24 protein-coding genes are annotated in these 24014 nt (G+C 36.9%); 5 read left to right on the top strand and 19 right to left on the bottom strand.

The features are described from left to right. The first annotated feature begins 19 nt into the window (after window positions 1–19). The 3 genes from ABC382_RS23730 (at window position 20) to ABC382_RS23720 (ending at window position 3321) form a co-directional block, all read left to right on the top strand. The gene (locus ABC382_RS23730; protein WP_341386584.1) at window positions 20–1069 is read left to right on the top strand and encodes a TRAP transporter substrate-binding protein; all 1050 of its coding nucleotides are present in this window, start codon (window positions 20–22) and stop codon (window positions 1067–1069) included. 263 nt (window positions 1070–1332) lie between these two features. Then, a complete protein-coding gene (locus tag ABC382_RS23725; protein WP_412927216.1) occupies window positions 1333–2592 on the top strand; it encodes a dicarboxylate/amino acid:cation symporter in 1260 nt (419 codons plus the stop codon). 195 nt (window positions 2593–2787) lie between these two features. Next, window positions 2788–3321, top strand: coding sequence for a tubby C-terminal domain-like protein (locus tag ABC382_RS23720; RefSeq protein ID WP_412927215.1), 534 nt, complete (start codon window positions 2788–2790; stop codon window positions 3319–3321). Between the two features lie 76 nt (window positions 3322–3397). Here the strand turns inward: ABC382_RS23720 and ABC382_RS23715 are convergent, their stop codons facing one another. Beyond that, window positions 3398–4024, bottom strand: a complete 627-nt coding sequence (locus ABC382_RS23715) for a hypothetical protein (protein WP_274793780.1) — start codon at window positions 4022–4024, stop codon at window positions 3398–3400. Window positions 4025–4283: 259 nt separating this feature from the next. Here ABC382_RS23715 and ABC382_RS23710 point away from each other — a divergent pair, with 259 nt between their 5' ends. Then, window positions 4284–4463, top strand: a complete 180-nt coding sequence (locus tag ABC382_RS23710; RefSeq protein WP_274793781.1) for a hypothetical protein — start codon at window positions 4284–4286, stop codon at window positions 4461–4463. A 79-nt stretch (window positions 4464–4542) separates the two neighbouring features. Here ABC382_RS23710 and ABC382_RS23705 read toward each other — a convergent pair whose 3' ends face one another. The 11 genes from ABC382_RS23705 to ccpN form a co-directional block, all read right to left on the bottom strand. Continuing rightward, window positions 4543–5082 (bottom strand): NADPH-dependent FMN reductase, encoded by a 540-nt coding sequence (locus ABC382_RS23705; RefSeq protein WP_274793782.1) that lies wholly within the window; start codon window positions 5080–5082, stop codon window positions 4543–4545. A 200-nt stretch (window positions 5083–5282) separates the two neighbouring features. Continuing rightward, window positions 5283–5531 carry a DUF2164 domain-containing protein gene (locus tag ABC382_RS23700; RefSeq protein WP_322605679.1) on the bottom strand — a complete coding sequence of 83 codons (249 nt, stop codon included), beginning with the start codon at window positions 5529–5531 and terminating at the stop codon, window positions 5283–5285. Window positions 5532–5651: 120 nt separating this feature from the next. Next, window positions 5652–5873, bottom strand: a complete 222-nt coding sequence (locus tag ABC382_RS23695; RefSeq protein ID WP_274793784.1) for a hypothetical protein — start codon at window positions 5871–5873, stop codon at window positions 5652–5654. A 14-nt stretch (window positions 5874–5887) separates the two neighbouring features. After that, entirely contained in the window at window positions 5888–7009 is a 1122-nt protein-coding gene (locus ABC382_RS23690) for a Nif3-like dinuclear metal center hexameric protein (protein ID WP_412927212.1), read from the bottom strand. A gap of 1 nt (window position 7010) precedes the next feature. Continuing rightward, window positions 7011–7703, bottom strand: coding sequence for a tRNA (adenine(22)-N(1))-methyltransferase (locus ABC382_RS23685; RefSeq protein WP_322605677.1), 693 nt, complete (start codon window positions 7701–7703; stop codon window positions 7011–7013). 195 nt (window positions 7704–7898) lie between these two features. After that, on the bottom strand, window positions 7899–8261 hold the full coding sequence (gene cccA / locus ABC382_RS23680; RefSeq protein ID WP_274793787.1) for a cytochrome c550: 363 nt from the start codon (window positions 8259–8261) through the stop codon (window positions 7899–7901). A 423-nt stretch (window positions 8262–8684) separates the two neighbouring features. Further along, complete coding sequence (locus ABC382_RS23675) at window positions 8685–9251, bottom strand: hypothetical protein (RefSeq protein ID WP_274793788.1); 567 nt, start codon at window positions 9249–9251, stop codon at window positions 8685–8687. 231 nt (window positions 9252–9482) lie between these two features. Continuing rightward, window positions 9483–10610 carry an RNA polymerase sigma factor RpoD gene (gene rpoD, locus ABC382_RS23670; protein ID WP_004227165.1) on the bottom strand — a complete coding sequence of 376 codons (1128 nt, stop codon included), beginning with the start codon at window positions 10608–10610 and terminating at the stop codon, window positions 9483–9485. Between the two features lie 32 nt (window positions 10611–10642). After that, window positions 10643–12475 carry a DNA primase gene (gene dnaG / locus ABC382_RS23665; RefSeq protein WP_274793789.1) on the bottom strand — a complete coding sequence of 611 codons (1833 nt, stop codon included), beginning with the start codon at window positions 12473–12475 and terminating at the stop codon, window positions 10643–10645. A 206-nt stretch (window positions 12476–12681) separates the two neighbouring features. Then, the gene (locus ABC382_RS23660; protein ID WP_274793790.1) at window positions 12682–13494 is read right to left on the bottom strand and encodes a pyruvate, water dikinase regulatory protein; all 813 of its coding nucleotides are present in this window, start codon (window positions 13492–13494) and stop codon (window positions 12682–12684) included. 17 nt (window positions 13495–13511) lie between these two features. After that, on the bottom strand, window positions 13512–14144 hold the full coding sequence (gene ccpN, locus ABC382_RS23655) for a transcriptional regulator CcpN (protein ID WP_274793791.1): 633 nt from the start codon (window positions 14142–14144) through the stop codon (window positions 13512–13514). A gap of 427 nt (window positions 14145–14571) precedes the next feature. Between ccpN and ABC382_RS23650 the strand changes: the two genes are divergently transcribed. Then, window positions 14572–15957, top strand: coding sequence for a glycine--tRNA ligase (locus tag ABC382_RS23650; RefSeq protein ID WP_274793792.1), 1386 nt, complete (start codon window positions 14572–14574; stop codon window positions 15955–15957). 49 nt (window positions 15958–16006) lie between these two features. Here the strand turns inward: ABC382_RS23650 and ABC382_RS23645 are convergent, their stop codons facing one another. The 7 genes from ABC382_RS23645 to ABC382_RS23615 all read right to left on the bottom strand — a co-directional run bounded on the left by ABC382_RS23645 (window position 16007) and on the right by ABC382_RS23615 (window position 23805). Then, window positions 16007–17725 carry an HD-GYP domain-containing protein gene (locus ABC382_RS23645; protein WP_412927208.1) on the bottom strand — a complete coding sequence of 573 codons (1719 nt, stop codon included), beginning with the start codon at window positions 17723–17725 and terminating at the stop codon, window positions 16007–16009. An 877-nt stretch (window positions 17726–18602) separates the two neighbouring features. Further along, window positions 18603–19388 (bottom strand): DNA repair protein RecO, encoded by a 786-nt coding sequence (gene recO / locus ABC382_RS23640; protein ID WP_274793794.1) that lies wholly within the window; start codon window positions 19386–19388, stop codon window positions 18603–18605. 87 nt (window positions 19389–19475) lie between these two features. After that, window positions 19476–20393, bottom strand: a complete 918-nt coding sequence (era, locus tag ABC382_RS23635; RefSeq protein ID WP_412927207.1) for a GTPase Era — start codon at window positions 20391–20393, stop codon at window positions 19476–19478. After that, on the bottom strand, window positions 20380–20793 hold the full coding sequence (locus ABC382_RS23630; RefSeq protein WP_274793796.1) for a cytidine deaminase: 414 nt from the start codon (window positions 20791–20793) through the stop codon (window positions 20380–20382). Before ABC382_RS23630 ends, era begins: the two co-directional genes overlap by 14 nt. Window positions 20794–20851: 58 nt before the next feature. Continuing rightward, a complete protein-coding gene (locus tag ABC382_RS23625; protein WP_274793797.1) occupies window positions 20852–21202 on the bottom strand; it encodes a diacylglycerol kinase family protein in 351 nt (116 codons plus the stop codon). Continuing rightward, a complete protein-coding gene (gene ybeY, locus ABC382_RS23620; protein ID WP_274793798.1) occupies window positions 21203–21676 on the bottom strand; it encodes an rRNA maturation RNase YbeY in 474 nt (157 codons plus the stop codon). Window positions 21677–21684: 8 nt separating this feature from the next. Beyond that, the gene (locus tag ABC382_RS23615) at window positions 21685–23805 is read right to left on the bottom strand and encodes an HD family phosphohydrolase (RefSeq protein WP_274793799.1); all 2121 of its coding nucleotides are present in this window, start codon (window positions 23803–23805) and stop codon (window positions 21685–21687) included. Between the last annotated feature and the right edge of the window lie 209 nt (window positions 23806–24014).

Below are 24014 nucleotides of genomic sequence, written 5' to 3'. Positions count from 1 at the left end.
AATTAATTGGGTGTATTCAATGAAAAAATTTATTATTGGAACGATTGTAACCGTCTTTGTTTTAATCGTAGCAATCAGTGTTCAGCAAGGATTACTCTTTGCTAAACCGCTTCCCTATGATGATGAGCAAAAGGGCTTAGACTCACAAATTACTATTCATTTAAGTCATGTGGTAGCCGAAAATACCCCAAAAGGACAGGCAGCCAATAAATTTGCTGAGTTAGTAGAAGAGAAAACAAACGGGAAAGTCAAAGTCCATGTGTACTCAAATTCCTCTTTATTTAATGATGAAAATGAGTTTCAGGCCTTACAAAAGGGTGACGTGGAAATGATTATCCCCACTTTTTCGAAGATGACCGCATATGTGCCTAATTGGCAGGTGCTTGATTTACCGTATCTGTTTAATACAGATGAGGAAGTACAGGAAGTCCTGACAGGTTCTATTGGGGAACAATTAGTAAAAGAGCTAGAACCGTTTCATATTAAGGGACTGGGCTTTTGGTACAATGGCTTTAAGCATTTAACGTCTGTCGACCAACCCATTCATACATTTGAAGATTTACAGGGCTTACGTATACGAACAATGCCAAGTAAAATTTTAGAAAAACAATTCGAAGTAATGAAAGCAACACCAATTCCCCTTTCTTTTAGTGAGGTTTTTACAGATTTAGAAAAAAACGCAATTGATGCACAAGAAAATACAGCCTCTAATATTTACTCTAAAGGGTTTTACAAAGTACAAAAGCATATGACGATCACTCAGCATGGAATTTTAGGCTATGCTGTCTTAATGAACGAAACATTTTGGAACTCTCTACCTGTAAAAATCCAACATCAATTGATTTCTGCAATGAAAGAGACAACAGAATGGCAATTTGAACAGGCAATACTTATGAATGAAAAAGATATGGAAAAGCTCAAACAGCAAGCTGATTTTACTGTTTATACGATGAGCCCTTCAGAAAGACAGCGTTTTAAAGAGCAGCTAGCCCCTGTCTACGATTTTTATAAAACTCATATACAAAATGATCATGTTTTATCCAAGATAGAAAAGATTGTTACTCCCTAATACTTTTGGTCATTAATGATTAATCCTTACAAATAGTAAGGATTTTTTCTTTTGTATTATAATAGATTACCTATTTCCAAAACTACTATAAAACAGCTACAAACCATTGCTATTCTTACCTTTATCTCCCCGTCACTCAAAAATGAACAAAATGAACAATAGAAACTTTACGGTCATAAAAACTATTGTCGGAAAATTTCAGCTATGATAACCACATGAAAGCGTTCACACAATAGCCATAGTTGTTATAGGGGGAAAACTATATGCGTATAAATTTTAAAAACTTAACGGTGCAAGTATTGATTGCCATTGTACTAGGTATCCTAGTCGGAGCAATATTCCCAGAATTCGGTGCGAAGCTAAAAATACTTGCAGATATCTTTATCAAATTAATCAAAATGTTAATTGCACCTATTATCTTCCTAACTGTTGTAATAGGTATTGGTAGTATGGGTGATGTAAAAAAGGTTGGAAAAATTGGGGGAAAAGCGTTAATTTATTTTGAAATTGTTTCAACCTTCGCTCTTGCAATCGGCCTAATCGTCGTAAATATCGTTCAGCCAGGTAAAGGTTTTAATACAGAGGCTGCCAATGGGGCTGATGTCTCTCAATATACAGAGGCTGCCGCAGCAGAGCATGGCTTAGGGGCTTTTATTATGCAAATTATTCCTGAGAATGTCGTTGGGGCATTAGCGAATGGTGAATTATTACCTGTTTTATTCTCTGCCGTTTTATTTGGACTAGCTGCTGCAGCTATTGGGGAGCCTGCTAAGCCTGTCATTAAATTTTTTGAGCAAGTAGCAGATATCTTCTTTAAAATCGTTAACATGGTCATGAAAATTTCTCCTATTGGTGCATTCGGTGCCATGAGCTATACAATCGGTAACTTTGGGATTAAATCACTCGGAAACTTAGGATTTTTAATGCTATCTGTTTATATTACGATGTTTATTTTTATCGTTGTGATTATTGGCTTGATTACACATTACTTTGGCTTTAATATTTTTAAATTTATTAAATACATTAAAGAGGAAATTTTTATCGTTATTGGGACTTCTTCATCAGAATCGGCCTTACCTTCTATGATGCGTAAACTGGAAAATTACGGTTGTTCTAAGCAAGTAGTCGGACTTGTTGTACCAACAGGCTATTCATTTAACTTAGATGGAACTTCCATTTACTTATCAATGGCTGCCATCTTTATTGCACAAGCGTACGGTGTGGATTTAGATATTTGGCATCAGATTACGTTATTAGCCATCTTAATGCTCACTTCTAAAGGAGCAGCTGGTGTAACAGGCTCTGGCTTTATTACACTAGCCGCAACATTGGCAGCATTTCCGATGATCCCAGTAGAAGGGATTGCCCTATTGATCGGAGTAGATCGTTTTATGTCAGAGGCACGTGCTGTCACAAACCTAATTGGTAATGGCGTAGCTACGGTAGTTGTTTCAAAAATGGAAAAAGAATTTGATACAGAGCAAGAAAAGCGTGCTCTTTCTGGGCACACTCAAATGCCATAAATTTAAACAGGCTGCTGAAAGCGAAATAAAAATTCGCTATTTCAGCAGCCTGTTCATTTTAAGATAATTCAACTTTTCACGAGGTAAGCTGATAAAAGATAAAGTAATTTTATCTGTTCGGCTTCTAAAAGATAGCTCTTTTCATGAAACCTCCTCAACTGCTTACTCGTATAGATAATGACTGGAGGTTTCTTTATGGCAATATTTACACTTACGTATCCTAAAGCTTTGAAAAGCTTTACCCATATTCCAATCGTGAATGAACAAAATGAAACAATATGTGTGCTTCAAAAAGTAGAGCGTTCCTCTGCCGGCAAAGTACTGAATGCTGTTTTGCTAGTAGCACAGCAAACATTGCCTTATCGTTATGAAACGCGATCTACATTAGGTGCACCCCTTTTTCAAGTACAATCTACCCTATTAACAAAAGGAGTCAGCCAACAAATTGTGATGCCTGATGGTAGTTTGATACCGATTCAACGGAAAACAGTCCAATTATTGGAATCCTCTTATTCATTTACAATGGACGATTTAGACTTTCGGTTTGAAAAGGATTTTACTTCTACCGCTTATCTATATTGCAATAATGAAAAGATTGCTAGTGCTAGTCCTATTGAAACGGAGTTAGTACGAACAGGTATACAGTTTAAGCTTTTCCAGGCAGATGATATGCACTTTGTTGCACTCCTTGCAACTCTTTATCAAGCACTTTTTGCCATTACTACATAGTTTGCAGATGTAAATATGACAAAGGTATCGACGAATAGACTCTCGATGCCTTTGTCATAGATCCTCTTTTACATGATTAATTTATTTTTTGACGTTGCGCATTTAATATATTAATGACATAAGAATTATTTTGTGAAGCATTCGCTTGTACAATTTTTTTAATGGCTTCTTCTATCCCTATTGCTAACTGAATTCCTTCATGACTGGCGCCTTTTATCGTAGTTTGAATCGTAATAGTCGTTCGATTTTCAATGACTAAGTATTCGTATACATCAAAGTCTTCTAAACCTGCGATTAGCTCTTCCATCAACAGGTTGATATCATCCCCTATTTTCTTGTTGTCATCGCGCAACGAGGTAAACTCCCATCTTTCAAAAACGATGGGATAGTTTTTTAAAGGAGACGATTTAATTGCATTTTTGGCAATAGACTCCATATCTTTTTTGACCGTCTGCAAATAATCTTCTGTGCCGACTACTTGGATTACCAATTCCTTCTCTTCAGTCGTTTTAACATCAATCCCGACATACTTTTCAAGTAGCTTCTCCTTTAATCGAGAAAGGCTTAACTCTTCATTCGTAATAGGTGGTTGCTCCCCTTTATTTGCTACTGACTTATCATCTACTACTAATTTATCAAACAGGATTAGTATAGCTATTATCACCACTAACAACCCTATAACAAGCCCAAACCTTCTAACCATTGAATCCCTCCTGATAGGAAGGTATGACCCTTACTACTTCAATATTCACTTTTTTATAGGGATTCAGCAGATGCAGTGCGAGGTGTTGTAAAGAGAAATGTCTCCCTCAACGACTAGCTAGTCATTGTATTGCTTACTTTTCCTGATATATTCCGGGACGCGAAATAAATTCGCTTAATTTTGTCCATTTTATGTCAAGCTTTTCAAAAAGGAGTACACTAAAAAGGTAGTAATTCTAATATTTTGGAGGGTGTTTTATATGGACACAAAAGCAGCGGATATTAAAAATATACTGACATTAAATCTACTCGTACAAATTTTAGAGGAACGTGGCATTATGACAGATAAAGAATTAAAAGAACGCCTTACCAATACAGTTAAACTATCTTCTATGGAAAATGATTTAAAAGAAAAAGTTATTGAAGAAATTAAGCATTAATGTGTGTTATCACATCAAAAAACGACCGCTTCCATAATGATACCATCTTTGAAAGGGGTCGTTTTTTTCATAATAATACTTAAGATCGAATTGTTTTTAAAGCTGTTGACCAAGGAATGAGCTGATCTAACATTTGGTGAACAGAATCTGCTTGCACCTCTTTTGGTTTAAAGACAGAGCCATTTTCAAAATCAGTAAATAATGATAATGCCGGATGAACTCGAACATCTGCCACTAGTAGTTCTCCAAGAATGCCTCGTAAATGTTCAGCAGCACGTGCACCTCCAACAGAACCATAGGAGACAATACCAGCAGCTTTATTATTCCATTCTACTCGTAAATAATCTAATGCATTTTTTAATGCACCCGTAATGGAATGATTGTATTCCGCAACGATAAAGACAAAGCCGTCACATGCTGCTACTTTTTCTGACCATGCAGCTACACCTGAAGTATCTCCACCTGGTTCTCCTAAAAATGGTAATTTAAAATCTGCAATATCAATGATTTCATACTCTGCATCACGGCGTTTTTCTGCAACTTCCTTCACCCATGTGCCAACCTGTGGGCTTACACGCCCCTCTCGCGTACTTCCTAAAATAATACCAATTTTCAACATATAAATTCTCCCCACTTCATCCTTTATTGTGACTATTCTCGCTTCCTGTACGCGATTGCCACTCATAACCATTTTGGTCAAGAAAATAGTCCATTAATCATCACTACTCTAGGAATTGCAAGTATTATCTTCAATTCAAGATTAAATTAACATAATTCTTTATTTTCTGTCAATTATTTATATTAGAGGGTAGAGAGCCTTTATTTCAATTTTATCGGTTGCTCCAATGCTTCGAGTTCCTCCTCAATTGCAGCATATTGTCTTTCTACAACATATTTAGCATCAGATAGAGCTGCATTATAAATATGGGGAGCAATCTGCTCCTTAATAAAATCTAACACACGCTCTGCTTCAAATTCACTAATGTCCTCATCACGCTGATTATAGAAAAATCGTTGAATATCAGCAAGTATCATTTCTTGCTGGTCTTTTGATAAACGGATAAACACGACAACTTCCCCATTTCTTTTAATAAATTATAAATTTATACCAATCTTATCATTATCAATAGATTGTTTGCATAAAAAAGGCTGAAACACTAGTACTACTAGAGCTCAGCCGCAATATTATTATTGACACTCAAAGGAATAACTAGTGGATAAAAAGTTTTTTTCCTTTGAAACTATCGCTTGTCCACCATCATCCTCACATTGTTGGGTCATAGCATCTATTTTCTTATCATTGATGGTATTCGTCATGACCGTCATACCAATGCCAAAAACAACGATGAATACACCTATTATAATCCATAACTTACCGGCTTTATTGCCAGCTGGTCTTTCACTAGCCACAATGTTCCCCTCACTTATACAAATAAAAATGGTTCAGTATGAATGGTTGATTGTACAAATTCAACTTGATATTTTTTATCTTCGCATAGTGTAGCCATTTTTTGGGCAACACCTGCAATCATCACTTTTTCTACATGATGACCAGGATCGACAATTTGTAAGCCAATAGCCTGTGCGTCTTGTGCCGTATGGAAGTACATATCACCTGTTAAAAAGACATCTGCACCTGCACGCTTCGCCGCATAAATATACTTATTACCGTCTCCCCCTACAAGCGCCACTTTGCTGATCTTTGACTGTAAATTACCTACGACACGAACTGCTGGGACTTTTAGTTGCTGCTTTACGAACTCAGCAAATTGCTGTAGCGTCATTTCCTGTGATAAGTAACCTACACGCCCTAACCCCATAACATTTGTTTGTTGCTCGAGACGTATAACATCATAGGCAGGCTCCTCATAAGGATGACTTGTGAGCATTGCCTTTAACACTCTGTTTTTAATGGATTCAGGAAATACGACCTCCACTTTTACTTCTTCCTCTACATGTAACTCTCCAACAGAGCCAACAAACGGTGTTGCCCCTGCTAATGCACGAAATCGCCCTTCACCAGTCGTCGTATAGCTGCATGCTTCATAGTCCCCAATACGACCTGCACCAGCCTTTTCAAGCGCCTCACGTAAGGCTTCTGCATTGGCAGTTGGTATAAAGACGGCTAGCTTCAACAGATTTTCAGCATACGTTTCTTCTAATATAGAACGATTTTCTAGGTTTAGGGCATCTGCAAGTAAATCATTGACCCCACCTTCAGCCACATCTAAATTTGTGTGTGCCGCATATACAGCAATATCATGTTTAATAAGCTTTTCATATAAGCGCCCTGCCGGATTATCTGTGCGGATATTCGCTAAACGTCTAAAAATTGGAGGATGATGAGCGATGATCAGCTCACAACCTTTTTCAATTGCCTCGTCCGCCACCTCTTCATTGACATCTAACGTGACTAATACTTTATGAACAGGCTTGTTGAGCGTCCCAATGGCTAAACCAATTGGATCATTTTCCATGCAAGCTAGTTTCTTGGGCGACCATGATTCAAATACTTGAATGATTTCTTGACCATTTACCGCTTTCATCTTACAAAACTCCTTCCACTAAACGTATTAAAGCCATTAGCTCTGCACGTTTTTCTTCAATTTCAGGTGTCTGTTCTGCTCCTTCAATAGATTGAAGGACACGTTGCCAGTTGTCTTTTTCACGTTGCCATTTTTTTATAAATGCTGGTGATTTGCGTTGGCTTAGTTTAGGGCCAACTAAAATCTCTGCTGTTGATAGCTCCATTTGCCCTCTTTGTAATACAAGGATTTCATAGATTTTATCATCTTCTTCTAAAATCTCTTCATCAAGGATCGCCCATTCATGTGCTAGAGCCCACTCCCGAATGACCTTGGCATGTATATTGGGTTGTAAGATAAGACGTGTGACACCTTGAAGCTTTTCGGGATGCTTCTCTAGAATGGAGACAATTAAAGGTCCTCCCATTCCAGCTATTGTCACCGTATCTACATGGTCTGCCTCTTCAATCGCTGCTAATCCATCAGCAAGACGTACTGTAATTTTTTCTACTAAGTTTTCCTTCTGAACTTGTCCTACAGCTGATTCATAAGGTCCTTTGACAACTTCCCCTGCTATGGCACGAGAGGCTGTTCCTTGGTGAATCAAATAACATGGTAGATAAGCATGATCACTACCAATATCCGCCATGACAGCTCCTGTTGGAACAAATTTTGCTACTGTTTCTAATCGCTTTGAAAGTTTTTGTGCGTTCATTTTATACCGCCTATCTTCAATAGAGTCCATTAATAGTATGGATGATGTCGTGAAAAAAAACAAATGGAGTTGTCCATATTTCTATGTGGACAACCCCATTTTATTATGTACCTAAAAGTCCCAAGACGACCTCGGTGCATTCTTTTAAAGATAAAAGTAGCTGTACTTTAGCAGTACAGCTACTTGTCAGTCATACTATTCTAAAGTAGAAATGTATTCAGCGATTGCTTTTGCTTCCTCTTCAGTTTTCATGTTAGGTTGCATAGGAGTACCTTCGATACCCTTTGTTAAAACTTCTACGATATGTGCTTCATCTAAGCCATGTAGATTTGGACCCATACTACCAGTTAAATCACCACCGTGACAACCGATACAAGATTGTACTAGTGCTGAACCATCAGCATTCGCGTCTGTAGTTTCTGTAGTAGTTTCGCCACCACCCTCATGTTCAGCAGCAATTTCTTTCTTGTTATCTGCACCTTGTAAAGACATGAAGAAAATAAGACCAATACCAAATGCCAGAATTAAGATGTAAGGAACGACTGGATTGTTTTTCATAAGTTTCCCCTCCTCATTTTAAGTCTACTTCTATTATAATATAGAATCAGTCAACATCTAATATTGTACTTCATTAACAAAGAAACGAAAAGCCCTATTCGCTAAGTTTTCCTTTGTTTGTAACAAATTCGACATTTCTGTATCTATTGGATAAAATATGTCTTGCAAACACCAAAATTTGGTCAAAATGATCCCCCTATCCAACTCTTTTTCCTTATACTCTTGCTGTTATCATACCCTTTGCAGACATTCATATACCAAAAAATAAAAAAATCTGTATGCTATGTTTCAGCATACAGACTTTATTAATCCAAAAGATGAGAACTTTATTTACATGTTGATCAAATTGTAGATTCATTGTTGTAGAATAACATTTTTTAATGGTAAAGCTTATTTCGATGGAAATATTGTATGCGTACTGAGTTAAGATAAATTTATGATATAATACCCAATCAGTGCTAGTAATCCTAAAGCACCTGAGACTGTGAAATATAACAGTTTCATTTTAATACCCGACCAAAGCCATATTAGACAATTCGCTGCAATCAAGCAAAATAAAACCATATTATTTCCACTAAAATATGTAGTGCAAATGCGGATAGACATACTAAACAGCAGAATTGCCGCTAATACATGAAAAATAGGGGCTAGTAGTTGTTTTTTTCGTGCCATTTGCCATGCAACAATGAATAATATGCACGCGCCTATCCCCACAAGAACAGTTAAGATCAAAGTCAAAGATTTTATTGTAAAATAGATAGCCAATACAGCCATAATGGCGATACATAGACCTACAACTAACAGGATCATTTTTCTTTTTTCTGATGGTAAGATCGCTTGTTTAGGATGTTGCACTGGTTCTATTTCCTCTATATCTGCTCCTTCCGTATAAAGAGCTGCTAGAAAGTCGCAATAGTGCTCTGGCAAAAGTTTATTTTGCTTCCAAAACAAAATTTCATTCAGAATTATTTTTTTTCGAGGATTTGTCATAGTGTTAGCTCCAAACATTGCTTAATAATGGTTGTATTACAATTTTATCTCACACTATTTAAAAATACATCTGTACAAAGTAGCAAATCCATCATTCCCTTCATTCTAATTATCTATTATTGGAGATAACTAGATAGGTGAATAGAGGGGCACTTTTCATTTTCACTGTATAAAAAAGAGCTATCCAACTAGGTATTTTCACACTAATGGGATAGCTCCATCTATTTAAATTTACTCTAAGAAGTCTTTTAAACGTTTACTACGAGATGGGTGGCGTAATTTTCTTAATGCCTTTGCTTCAATTTGGCGAATACGCTCACGTGTTACGCCAAAGACTTTCCCTACCTCTTCTAAAGTTCGTGTGCGACCATCATCTAAACCAAAACGTAGACGAAGTACATTTTCTTCACGATCTGTTAAAGTATCTAATACATCTTCTAACTGCTCTTTTAACAATTCATAGGCTGCATGATCAGATGGAGATTGTGCTTCGGAGTCCTCAATAAAGTCTCCTAAATGTGAATCATCTTCTTCTCCAATTGGTGTTTCAAGAGATACTGGTTCTTGTGCAATTTTTAAAATTTCACGTACTTTTTCAGGTGTTAAATCCATTTCTTCACCAATTTCTTCTGGAGAAGGTTCACGGCCTAGATCCTGTAAAAGTTGACGTTGTACACGTATTAATTTATTAATGGTTTCGACCATATGAACAGGAATACGGATTGTACGAGCTTGGTCAGCGATTGCACGTGTAATAGCCTGACGAATCCACCATGTAGCATAAGTAGAGAATTTAAAGCCTTTACGGTAATCGAATTTTTCTACCGCTTTAATAAGACCCATATTTCCTTCTTGAATTAAATCAAGGAATAGCATGCCACGACCAACATAACGCTTCGCAATCGATACAACAAGACGTAAGTTAGCTTCTGCAAGACGTTTACGTGCTTCCTCGTCCCCTTGCTCAATACGCTCTGCAAGAGCAATTTCTTGTTCAGCTGACAGTAAATCTACTCGGCCGATTTCCTTTAAATACATACGTACAGGGTCATTAATTTTAACACCTGGTGGTACACTCAAATCATTTAAGTCGAAAGTTTCTTCATTCGCTTCTTCTTTCATGAGACTTTCTTCTTCAAATTCTTCTTTACCAATGATTTGAATATCTTTATGCTTTTCAAGATCCTCAGCAAAATGGAAAATTTCTTCGTTTTCCAATTCATAAGGCGTTAGTTTCTCTGAAATTTCTTTCATAGAAATTTCACCTTCTGTTTTTGCTTTTTCTTGTAGGAATTTTTTTGCATCATCTAATGTAATTTCTACTTCTATCTCTTTTGAACGTTCTGACTTGTCCGCCATAAACCTTCCTCCTTCTAAACAACCGAATCGGGTTAAATCGCCGATAACGATTTTCTTAAATGAATAATCTGTTGGGCGATTTCAAGTGCACGTGCATACTCATGCATCTTCTCCGCTTCCTTTGACTCATGCATCTTTTGATAAATTTCTTGCTCAATTCTATATTTTTGAAGCTGACGGATGGAGTCCATAACCTCTGCCTCTGCTTGATCAGGATCTCGCTCGACTAAAGCTGCTTCCATAACAATCTTCCGTAATTCAGCGTCATCTAAGATTTCCACAAAGCGTTGATAATCTGGATGACCATATTCCTCATAAAATCCTACTAAGCGAACAAAAACTGCCATATAAGCATCTCGTACAAATGGCTCTTTCTGGTCACTTCGTAATACCCTGTCTACTACATCTATATTATGAAGCATATGAGCCAGTAATAAACGTTCGGCACGTTCGGCTGCGTCCATAGGCTTTTGTTGCTGTGTGACTGGCATTGAAGGCATCTGTGTAGGTATTTCTGCTTTTGTAGAACGTACCTGATTAGCCTCCAGCTTTCGGAATTGGGCATAAATAGCTTCTTCCGAGATATTTGTTTCATTTGATAGCTGCCGTATATACAAATCTCGTTCCACTGGTGATGATCTACCTACCAGCTGTTCTAGGACTTCTTGAATATATTGAAGCGTATCATTTTCAAATTGAAAGTTCTTATTGCGTCTAGCATGCATCATCATAAAAGCAATATACGCATGAGGGTTTTCCAAAATTTGTTCCTTAAATGCTTGTCCACCTAAAGTGCGAATATATTCATCAGGATCTAATTTTTCTGGTAACACAGCAATATTAACTTTCATCCGCTCCGTATGCAGTAATTGCGCCGCTCGTTTTGCTGCATCAAATCCAGCATTATCACCATCATAGCAAATCGTAATCTGCTCTACTAAGCGCTTTAGCTTTGTGATATGCTGATTTGTTAGCGAGGTACCCATAGTCGCAACGGCATTCATTACACCTACAGAGTTAGCTGCTAGTACATCCATAAAACCTTCCATCAATACTACTTGACGATTTTTTCTGATAGAAGTTCGTGCTTTATCTAGGTTATATAGCACTTCACTTTTTTGAAATATTGGTGATTCTGGACTATTTAAATATTTCGCTTCCTCACCAGTTGATGAAATTATTCGACCAGAGAAGGCAATGATTTTACCATTTTCATCACGAATAGGAAACATGATTCGTCCTCTAAAACGATCAAAATAACGTTCTTCTCCCTCTCGCTTAATGATTAAGCCACTTTCCGCAATTTCTTGTAAGTTATAACCTTTTCTTTCAAGCAATATTGTTAATGCATCAAAGCTTGGGAGAGACCAACCAATGTTATTAGATTCGATAAGTTCCCTTGTAAATCCTCTTTCTAGTAAATAATTTAAAGGTTCTTCGCCATCCTCTGTATTTAATAGTAGATGGTGAAAAAAATCTGCCGCAAAAGCGTGTGCTTCCTTCATCCTTTCTTCTGCTTTAGATACTTTTTTCGTTCCCCCTGGAAAACTTGGCTCAACATCTAATTGTATGCCAACACGTTCTCCAAGTTTCACAACTGCATCAGGAAAAGAAATACCTTCCATATCCATTACAAAAGTAATAGCATTTCCCCCTGCACCACAACCAAAGCAATGAAAAATTTGCTTATCAGTTGATACAGAAAAAGATGGTGTTTGCTCTCCATGAAATGGACAGAGGCCAAACCAATTTCGCCCACGCTTGGTCAGCTGCATGTATTCACTAATTACATCAACGATATCCGATTGTGTACGAATCTGTTCAATTACTTCTTCTGGAATTTTCCCTGCCAAATCCATCACCATCTTTTATATTTGCGTTATAGAAACACAATTCGCTATTCGTTTTAAAATTCCTTTATTTCTCGACAAAAAATTAGGATTTTTCTCTTATAAATATTTTTACCACAATTTTATTATTATAAAACAAAAATTAGTTTTTATCTATACCATTTTCAAAATCCACTCAAAAAAACCGCCTCTACTAACCGAGGTGGTTTCAAATTACTTTCTTATTTACAGGTCAAAATATGTTCTATGATTGTATTTGCTGTCTCTTCTACCGCTTTGTTCGTCACATCTATAACTTTACAGCCTATTTTATCGACAATTTTTTCAAAATGTTGGATTTCTTCTAAAATTCGTTCATGCTGTGCGTATATGGCATCATCATTCAATCCAAGTGACATTAATCGTTCTTTTCTTATAGAGTTTAACTTTTCAGGTGAAATGATTAAGCCAAAGCATTTTTTTGGATCTAGCTGTAAAAGCTCTTCAGGTGGTTCTACCTCTGGAACTAAAGGAACATTTGCCACCTTATATTTTTTATGGGCTAAATATTGTGAAAGTGGCGTTTTGGACGTTCTTGATACACCCACAAGGACAATATCCGCCTGTAGTAACCCACGTGGATCTCTACCATCATCATATTTTACCGCAAATTCAATCGCTTCTATTTTTTTAAAATAATCATCATCAAGCATATGAACAATACCTGGTGTTTCTAAAGGATTCTCTTCCATAAAGGTCGCCATGGATTGTAAAGCTGGTCCTAAAATATCCACGGCATGAATTTTTTCTTGTTCACATAGATCATGTAATAATTTACGCATTTCTTGACGAACTAGTGTATAGACGATAAATGCTCGCTGTTGTGCTGCAAGAAAAACAATTTTACGAATAAGCTCCTCGGATTGAATATGTGGAAATCGACGAATAACAGTATTTTCAAGACCCGGTCGGAACTGGCTAATAACTGCTTTTGCAACTTGATCACCAGTTTCACCGACTGAATCAGATACAACAAATACGCGTAGTCTTTTCATGCAGTCTCCTTCTAACTTTAGACATTTTGTGCAAGAGATAAGAAAGCTCGTGTAATCGTTGTTTTTGTAAGACGACCTACTATGGTCAAACCACCCTCTTGGGGTTCAACCACTGGTAGCGAATCAACTTCTCGTTCAATAAGTTTGTTCGCCGCGACAACTAAAGAATCGGATCTTTCACAGTACGAAATATTTGGCATACGTGTCATAATAATATGTACTGGAATTTTATTTAAATCCTGCGTGCCAATACTAGTACGCAGTAAATCTTTGCGAGATAGTACGCCTGTCAAAAACTCATTCTTATCTACGACAAAGAGTGTACCAACATCTTCAGAAAACATAAAGCAAATTGCATCATAAACCGTCATAGTTTCTGGTACTACTACAGGACCCGAATGGAAATCCTTCACTTTTAAATTATGAATACTATCCATTAGGTTGACAGATGCCTTTTTACCTGAATAAAAATAACCAACTCTTGGTCTTGCATCTAAAAATCCTGCCATTGTTAGAATGGCTAAATCTGGTCTTAAAGTTGCTCTTGTCAGATTGAGACGTTCGGCAATATGTTCACCAGTAATAGGGCCGTTTTCTTTTACAATTTGTAATATGTCTTCCTGACGTTTATTGAGTTCGATTGGACTCACCGCCTCAAATCTAATAGTGTTATACTTATGCTCAATTATTATATACTATTTTAATAATTATTGCGAATTAAAGAACTACATGCTACAATATTGACACATACGCTTGCTCTATTTGTATTTTCGAGCAAAATTGCGTTATACAGGCGATGATGGGAAAAAAGTATCTGTTCCATTCAATAGCGAGTAGAAGATGGTGAAAGTCTACATAGCAACAGAGAAAAGGCACTCCCTGAGCTAACTTTTTAAAAAGAGGTTTTAAACATTTGTTTAAAACAATCAGGGTGGAACCGCGGGTATTAGCACTCGTCCCTGGGCATACATTGTGCCCGGAGACGGGTGCTATTTTCATTTAGTCCAACTAAATGAACAAACTTTAGCGATTTACCGCTAAAAGAATAATCTGTAAAACTAAGAAGGAGGCTATTTTATGGCTAACAAATCAATGGAAACCATCGTATCATTAGCAAAACACCGAGGTTTTGTCTTCCCAGGCTCAGAAATCTACGGTGGTCTAGCAAACACTTGGGATTATGGTCCACTAGGTGTTGAATTAAAAAACAATATTAAAAAAGCATGGTGGCAAAAATTCGTTCAAGAATCAGAATACAATGTAGGTATTGACGCGGCTATCTTAATGAATCCAAAAGCTTGGGTTGCTTCTGGTCACGTGGGTAATTTCAATGACCCAATGATTGACTGTAAATCTTGTAAAGCTCGCCATCGTGCAGATAAAATTATTGAAGATGCTGCGCTAGCAAAAGGTGATGAAATCATTGTCGATGGTATGACATTCGATCAAATGAAAGAAACAATGATTAAATATGACGTTGTATGTCCTGATTGCGGAAAAGCTGATTTCACAGATATTCGCCAATTCAACCTTATGTTTAAAACTTTCCAAGGTGTAACGGAATCGTCTACTAATGAAATTTACTTACGTCCTGAAACGGCACAAGGTATATTCGTAAACTTCAAAAACGTTCAACGCTCTATGCGTAAACGTACACCTTTTGGTATTGCACAAATCGGTAAGTCTTTCCGTAATGAAATCACACCAGGTAACTTCACATTCCGTACTCGTGAATTCGAACAAATGGAGCTAGAATTCTTCTGCAAACCAGGTGAAGACCTTGAATGGCATGCATATTGGAAAGAATTCTGTAAAAATTGGTTACTAAACTTAGGCATGAAGGAAGATTCTATGCGTCTTCGTGATCACGAGGATGATGAGCTATCTCACTACTCAAATGCGACAACAGATATCGAATTCAAATTCCCATTTGGTTGGGGAGAGCTTTGGGGCGTTGCTGATCGTACAGATTACGATTTAAAACAACATATGGAACATTCTGGTGAAGATTTCACTTATATCGATCCAGTTTCAAATGAACGCTATGTTCCTTATTGTATTGAACCATCTTTAGGAGCAGATCGTGTAACATTAGCATTCCTATGTGATGCTTATGATGAAGAGGAGCTAGAAGGCGACGATAAACGTACAGTGTTACGCTTCCATCCTGCTTTAGCACCATTCAAAGCTGCTGTTCTACCACTTTCTAAAAAATTATCTGATGAAGCGGCTAATGTTTGGGCTGAGCTTCGTAAAGCGTTCCCTGTTGATTTCGATGAATCACAATCTATTGGTAAACGTTACCGCCGACAAGATGAAATTGGTACACCATTCTGTATCACTTACGATTTTGACTCAAAAGAGGATGGCCAAGTAACAGTTCGACACCGCGACTCTATGTCACAAGTTCGTATGCCAATTGCAGAAGTAAAAGCATATATTGAAAAACATCTTCAATTCTAATGTTTAAATTACCAAAAGAGGGAGTAGCCGATAAGGCACTCCCTCTTTCTTATACTTGGGATGTTGAAAATAAGCGCTCTTGCATCTTTTCCTCAAAAGAAAACTTTTTCATACTCATCCCAATTAAACTAACAAGTACCTCTTCAATATCATCTAATGAGTAATATAGAAACGTTCCTTCTCGCATAGGACGTACTCGCTTATCAACAGTTCGCTCATCTTCAATAAAATAAGCGACATTCACATCGCAATGTCCCATTAATTGTGTAATTCGCTGATCATCACCAGGATTGATGAAAAATGGTACAATTTTATCAATATACAAAATACTTTGTACAAGCTTAATGAAAAAATTTTCTCGTAATGATGTTTCTACTACTAAAATGGCCGTTTTCTCATGCTGATAATCCATGTATAAAACATTTAATTGCTCTTCTAATAGTTTTTTTAAGATGCTTATAGCGTTTTTGTATTTCGTCATATCTGTTTGAATTTCTCTTGTTAACACACGTAAAATACGAAAGGCTGGTAAGAAAATTTTCAAAACAATTTCTTTAGGATGTAAATGGTCAATTAATTTATTAAAATGAATTCTCAGATTATTTTCATCACAGCGAATCAATTGCTCCACAAATAAGTTAAAAATCTCTTCAAAGCTATTGGAACGATAGTCAATCATCTTCGCAATTTTCACACTATAATTCAAAGGCAGGTTCATCGATTTCTGTTCATCTAGCAATCTCACCTTCGGTAATGTAGGAAATAAATCATACACTAACTCAACTTGTGCACTGCGATTATCTGACAACATTACAACCGAGTTGACTGGGTAAATTCCTAAACATTCTACAAACTTATGCATAAAATTCTCATTATATAAATGGCGATCTCTATATAAAACAGCTAAAGCATCTGTAGCACCGTAGCCCATATGATAGACTCTCTTTGATGTCATGGCTGAATAAACATCAATAATTTGTAATAATTGCACACCTTCACTCATATTATCTGCACAAAGTTGATTCGGATAGCCCTTCCCGGCAAAGCGTTCGTGGTGATCTCGCGCTAAATAGGCGATGTCCTCTTCATTTTGTTCTACTAGTAGCTCATAACCCCTTGTTGTGTGTGTTTTAACGATTTCAAATTCATCTTCTGAGAGCTTTCTCTTTAAATTTAGTATTTCTTGAGGGATAAACACCTTCCCAATATCATGGAACAAATAACCCCTTGCTAACGTTTCGATATCCATTAAACCTAGGTATCTAGCAAAGATGGTACCTAATACAAATACATCAAATGAATGGACAAAGGAATATTCATCCCATTCCTTTAAACGTATAAGCAGTTCATAACGATGTTTTTTTTCTAAAATTTTTTCGAAAATCTCTCGTACATAGGCTGTATCCTGCATACTTTTAAGTATTTGCCCATAGCGCAATTCATGTACGACATTCTCCAGGGTGGTCATAAAAAGCTGACTCACTTTTTCCTTATAATCATCAACTGGCTCGCTTTTTTCAATTAATGGGGCAAAGAGATCTTCATATTCTCTTGTTCGTTGCGCACTTAAATCATGGACAACTCGAACTGAATCAGATGGTAAATAGACAGACAATTCATCTACTTTACGAAGTTTAAGTAAGGCAATAATTCGTTCCGTTAAAACTAGATCCTTTTTAGCTAGTAAGCGATACTCTGAAAAAATATCTTCTGCTAAGATATCATTTGCTTCAACTTCATGAATACTTAAGGTTACTTTTCGTAGCATATTTTCTGCCACATACGCATGTACTAAGCACTATGTGACTCCCTCCTTCTTCCGTAAGACTGCGTTATTCTGATAAACGTATAAGCATACGTTTTTGCTGATAGAGGCTTTTCATAGGCAAATCTAAATTTATCTAACGTACATTTACGGGGATGAAACGACTAATTATACTCATAAAAATATAAATACGATTATCTACATCATTTACAATATCATAGGTTAAAATACCTTTTCAACTAGTATATGGGACTCCTATGAATAGTTTCTACTATTTATATATTGAAAACTAAATGAAAATACAAATCTATTTAACTATAAAATAATTAATCATTATAATTTCAATGTTATTAATGAATTCAATAGACATATAAATGATGATTTTAAAACAAGTATTTATTAAATAAGAATAAATTTTTAAGTTAATTTTATTTTGTAAAATTTTAAATTTTATCCATCCACTTTCCTTATTAAAGGAAAGGTTTCATACGTAAAGTTTCCATTTTTTCACCTTTATAGAAGGAGATAAGTACTAAAGCTTTTTAATACATGTGAAAAACGTTAATGGAAAGCTAAAAGCAACGCTAGAAGAAGTAAAAGAAGAGGATTGTACAGAAATCTACCCATTAAGTGAACGGATAGCAAATTACCATTCGTACCAACACAGGTAACGGATGAATTAACACTAGCCGCTTCTGAGCTCCTTTCGCCCTTGTTTATGTAGTTATCGATTTTTGCAGACACTGCCATTCTCTATTTAACGGGGAAAAAACGGGGAAAGAGCTAAGCTGATCTTTATATTGAAAGTATTGCTGGTAAACGGGCTATTTTATTCGTATTAGACGATGAAATTTAAAGAATGCAAAATGCCAGAAGAACATTATTGATCTTCTGGCATTTCCTCTTTAGACCGTATTTGCAATTCAGGTGTTCTCTCTAGCTGCTCAATAAATTTTCTCGTCTTAAAGCGAATACCCGTTTGCTCTTCATAAATCGTTGTAATAATTTTTTTGATAAAATATTTTGTTTCCTTTTTCAAATCTATTTTTCCAATTTGATCAATTGGAACTGTATAAAACATACGTATTAGCTTAAGCTGGGTTGGGGTTAAGCGGATGATGTAGGGATCATGCTGATAACAGCGATGACATAAAAAACCTCCTTGTGCAAAGGAAAAAGCAAACTCTCCATCTACAGCTCCACATGAGGCACAAGCATGTAATATGGGTTGCACACCTGTATAGGGCAGCATTTTCCATTCTACAAAAAGGGTAATGGCTTCAGGATCATAGCCTTCCTCTATTGCTTGTAAAGCATGGAGTAAAACATCAAATGCAAAGGGCTCCGGCTTTCCTTCTTCTACCACACGCTCCACTAATTCCATTATGTAGCTAGCATAAGCTGTAGCCATTATATCCTCACGAATATGGCGCATCGAATTCAAATGCTCCCCTTGTTGCAATGTACCCATGCCTGTATGGTGTTGTACCATAAACATACCATACGTAAAGGGTTGTGTGACAGATGCTAATCGACTAGAAGGCTTTTTAGCTCCTCGTGCCATAGTGGCAACCTTCCCTGCCTCACGCGTCAATAAGGTCACAATTTTATTGGATTCACCATAAGCACGCACCTTTAAAACAATTCCTTCCCATTTATGAAGCATAGTCCCCCTCCTTTCTAAAAGCTGTCCATGAAAATAGAGCTCTCCAAAATTTTTTGGACAGCTCAACGTAAAAACTATAAAAGCATCTTAATATTCATCATCATGGAAACCGAAATCACGTAAATGCGTTGATTTATTGCGCCAATCTTTTTGTACCTTTACCCATAGCTCTAAATAAACTTTAGAACCTAGCAGCATTTCGATATCCTTACGCGCCCGTGTCCCTACTTCTTTCAATAAGGCACCACGTTTACCAATGACAATGCCTTTTTGAGAATCGCGCTCCACAATGATTGTGGCTGCAACATGAATTTTATCTTCATTTTCTTCATCTCGACGAATTTTATCTATGACAACAGCTATAGAATGCGGAATTTCTTCACGTGTTAAATGTAACACTTTTTCACGAATAAGCTCTGAAATAATAAATCGCTCTGGATGATCTGTTACTTGATCCGCTGGGTAGTATTGTGGCCCTTCTGGTAAATATTTCGATAGTGTTGCTAATAAATTTTCTACGTTATTGCCTTGTAGAGCCGAAATCGGTACAATCTCTGCAAAGTTATAGCGTTCTTTATAACTGTCAATAATCCCTATTAGCTCATCAGGATGAATGGCATCGATTTTATTGATAACTAGGAAGACAGGGGTTGGGTTCCCAGCTAACATTTCTAGAATAAATTCATCGCCTTTACCAAGTTTCTGCTCCGCATTGACCATGAACATAATAACGTCCACTTCACGTAACGTGTTTTTAGAAACCTTGAGCATGAAATCGCCTAGTTTATGTTTTGGTTTGTGGATACCCGGTGTATCAATAAAAATCATCTGGCTATCATTTGTTGTTAGTACGCCTTGTACTTTATTTCGTGTTGTTTGCGGCTTATCACTCATGATCGCAATTTTTTGGCCAATGACACGATTTAAAAATGTCGATTTTCCAACGTTCGGGCGACCAATAATAGAGATAAAGCCTGACTTGTAGCCATTATTAGTTTCCTGCATTCTCTAAATCCTCCGTCGTAAAGGCAAACGGTAGTAATTCGCCCACTGACGTTACCGTAACATCACCTTTTAAATTCGTTAAATAGACAGGCATAGTTGGAGCACAAAACTCCATCATGACCTGACGACATGCTCCACATGGTGCACATGGCCCGTCCGTATCAGCTACAATCGCAATGGCTTCAAATTCGTAAATGCCCTCAGATATTGCCTTAAAAAACGCTGTACGCTCCGCACAATTCGTCATACTATAGCCTGCATTTTCAATATTACAGCCGTGAATAACCTCTCCCTCTTTTGTTAGAAGAGCAGCCCCTACTTTAAATTTTGAGTACGGAACATAAGCTTTTTCACGTGCTTTTTTTGATTCTTCTAGTAATGCTTGCATATCCATTGTCATCTATACTAATTCTCCCTCACATTTATGGTTTATTTACATTAGAAGACACTCATTTCCATTAAAACCATTTTGGTAGAAAGATGAGTAATCCGATTATAGCACTGAATAGCGCAAATACAAGCACTGCACCTGCTGCAATGTCTTTTGCTTGCTTAGCAAGTGGGTGTATCTCTGGGGAAGCTAAATCGACTACCCGTTCGATGGCTGTATTGATCATTTCTAGTGCAAACATTAGTGCTATTAATAGTAGCACAATATACCATTCGATACGAGATAAACCCGTTAAATAACCAGCCAACATAACAATAATTGCACTTACTACATGCGATTTAAAATTCTGTTCTTTACTCGCTGTTAGGATTCCTTCTATTGCATAGCCAAAAGATCGCAAGTATTTGCGCCAATCCATTTAGTCTCGTCCTAAACCGAAAGTCTTTAATATGTCATCTTGCTTTGCAAACATTACTTTTTCATCTTCTGGCTCCATATGGTCATAACCAAGTAAATGTAAAAAACCATGCACTGCTAAAAAGCCTAATTCTCGCTCAAAGGAATGATTGTATTCCTCAGCTTGCTCTTTTGCACGATCGGTTGAAATAATGATATCCCCTAATATTCGTGGCATACCTTCAAACGTTACTTCTATTTCCCCTTCACCCAGCTCCTCTAGTGCAAAGGAAATAACATCTGTTGGCTGATCCTTGCCACGGTATTCACGATTAATATCTTGAATCGCCTGGTTCGTAACAAACGTCACAGAAACCTCTGTTTCTGGCTCAATGTTTTCAATACTCGCAGCATGCTGCAATAGCTTTTCAACAAGCTCCGTATGCTGTACTGATACTTCATTTGTTTCATCTGTAAAATCAATTGTTAAAATCATAGATCCTCCTACTTGTCTGCCTTTGGATATTCAATACGTGAGTGGAAAATCCCATTCAACGTTTCACAAAGAACTCTCTCTATACATTTTAACTCTTTTATTGAAATATCGCATTCATCAAACTGATTATCCTGTACTCGATCATCAATAATTGCTCGTACTAGCTTATGAATTTTTTCAGCATTAGGTTCTTTCATTGAACGAACCGCTGCCTCTACACTATCCGCCACACTAATAATGGCCGCTTCCTTCGTTTGAGGTTTTGGCCCAGGATATCTGAACGTAGCTTCATCAATGGATTTCCCCTGCTCTTTTGCTTTAAATAAGAAAAATTTTAACAAACTTGTTCCATGATGCTGTAAGGCGATATCAATTATTTCTTGAGGCATTTTATAGCGTTTTAACATGTCAGCTCCGTCAGTCGTATGGGCTATAATAATTTCCGCACTTGTTTCAGGTGGTAATGAATCGTGTGGGTTAATACCAGACATCTGGTTTTCAATGAAAAAAGCTGGACGCTTTGTTTTACCAATATCATGATAGTAGCATCCAACACGTGCTAATAATCCATCAGCACCAATTTCTTCACACGCTGCCTCCGCTAAGTTCGCAACCATTACACTATGATGATATGTGCCTGGTGCTTCCATTAGTAATTTTTTTAATAATGGATGATTCGGGTTGGATAGCTCGATTAAACGTAGTGACGATAATAAGCTAAAGGCTGATTCAAAAAATGGTAAAAGTCCCATTGTTAAGGCCCCTGAAAGTAAAGCAGATAACATTGCTGCAATAAAATAAAACATTAATTCTGGTAGGCCATAGGATGATTGTGTCATTAATAAGTAAAAGGCGATAAAAGCCATATTTACAAGTGAAATCACACCAACCGCATGTAAAATATGTGAGCGCTTCTCAACACTACGTAAAAAGAATAGGCTGGCAAATCCGCCGAAAATGATATACAACGTAATTTCCATCTGCATTACCGATGAATAGCCTTCTTGAAAAATAACCCCAGCTGAAGCAGCTGTCATCACTGTAATCAAAACAGCCGCTCGCTCATCCGCTAACAATCTTACTAGCATTGTAGCTAATGCCGTAGGGAATAAAAAGGCAATCGTTACATCAAAGCCGCCAGACACTAAGCTAATAAACTTCATGAGCAGTATAGACAAACTATAAACAATTACTGTTACTAAAAGCGCATTGCGTTTTTTTCGTTCGTCCGCCTCCCAACGCTCAAATAAAATATACATGAACATCATTTGCAGTAAAGTGAGAATAATCAGTCCTGCAATTGGCTTTAAGGAAGCTTTATTACTAATCATCCCCAATAGCTCTAGTTGACGGTACGCCTCATTATCAATAATTTGACCTTCCTGCACAATAATTTGACCTTGTAAAATTCGTGTAGGCTCTACACTTTCCTTTGCCTGTTCTTTTCGAATTTTTGTTTGTTCCTCATTGATTGTTTCATTTTCAATAATACTTGTCCGTCCTATTAACACCACTGTATTGAATATTTTATCTGGATACCCTCGTTGTCCGCGAATCTTTGTCTCAAAATCATTTTGAGCAACAAAGACATTTTCTGGTCGAATGGATTTTTGTAAATATTCCTCTACAAATTTGGATAATTGCGTACTTGTTCTATTTAAGTCTTCTTCACTTTGCACTAATAAAGCTTCTAACTGCGAATCTGTAAAGATTAAAGGCATCTGGTCTTCATCTATGGATTCAAACTTTTTGCGAAGCTGTGTAACTTGGTCGGCAATGGGAATAGGTTCCTTACTACTTGCAACATCCTTTTTTACTTCTAGTACATAGTCAAATAATGATGTTACAATCGCTGCTCTTTGCTTGGCGACATCCTCCGAAAATTGATAGACCGAATCCACCGCATTTGCTGCTTTTTCTCGCTCTTGCTGTGTCTTATAAGTATCTTCAATCGTTTTAGTAGATCGTACGGTTTCAGGCGCAAGCTGTAATGGTTTGAAATCATATGTAACTCCTTTAACATTGCCATACATAAACGCAAATTGTAGGCCACCTGTTAAAATGAGAATAATGATAATAAAGTAGCGAAAACCGATAAACTCTGTAAATTTTCGAAGTTGTTTCTCCATCTGGCACCTCCTCTATCTACCTACTATCATACCAATTCAACATACATTTTTCTCGAAAAATGTAATAAGAAAGCAAAAAACAGCTATACATTTTCGTATAGCTGTCACATTTTTTTCCATATACTGATTGATTTTATGTTTACGACATTCGTCGACAACCCATTTCCCAGTGCACTTTGCTTTCGGGGCAGACTTCTTTAAAACCCGTT

Source organism: Lysinibacillus phoenicis (assembly GCF_047238325.1).
GTDB lineage: Bacteria > Bacillota > Bacilli > Bacillales_A > Planococcaceae > Lysinibacillus > Lysinibacillus irui.
Note: the sequence above shows the minus strand (reverse complement) of the source record. Positions and strands in the feature narration are given on the sequence as shown.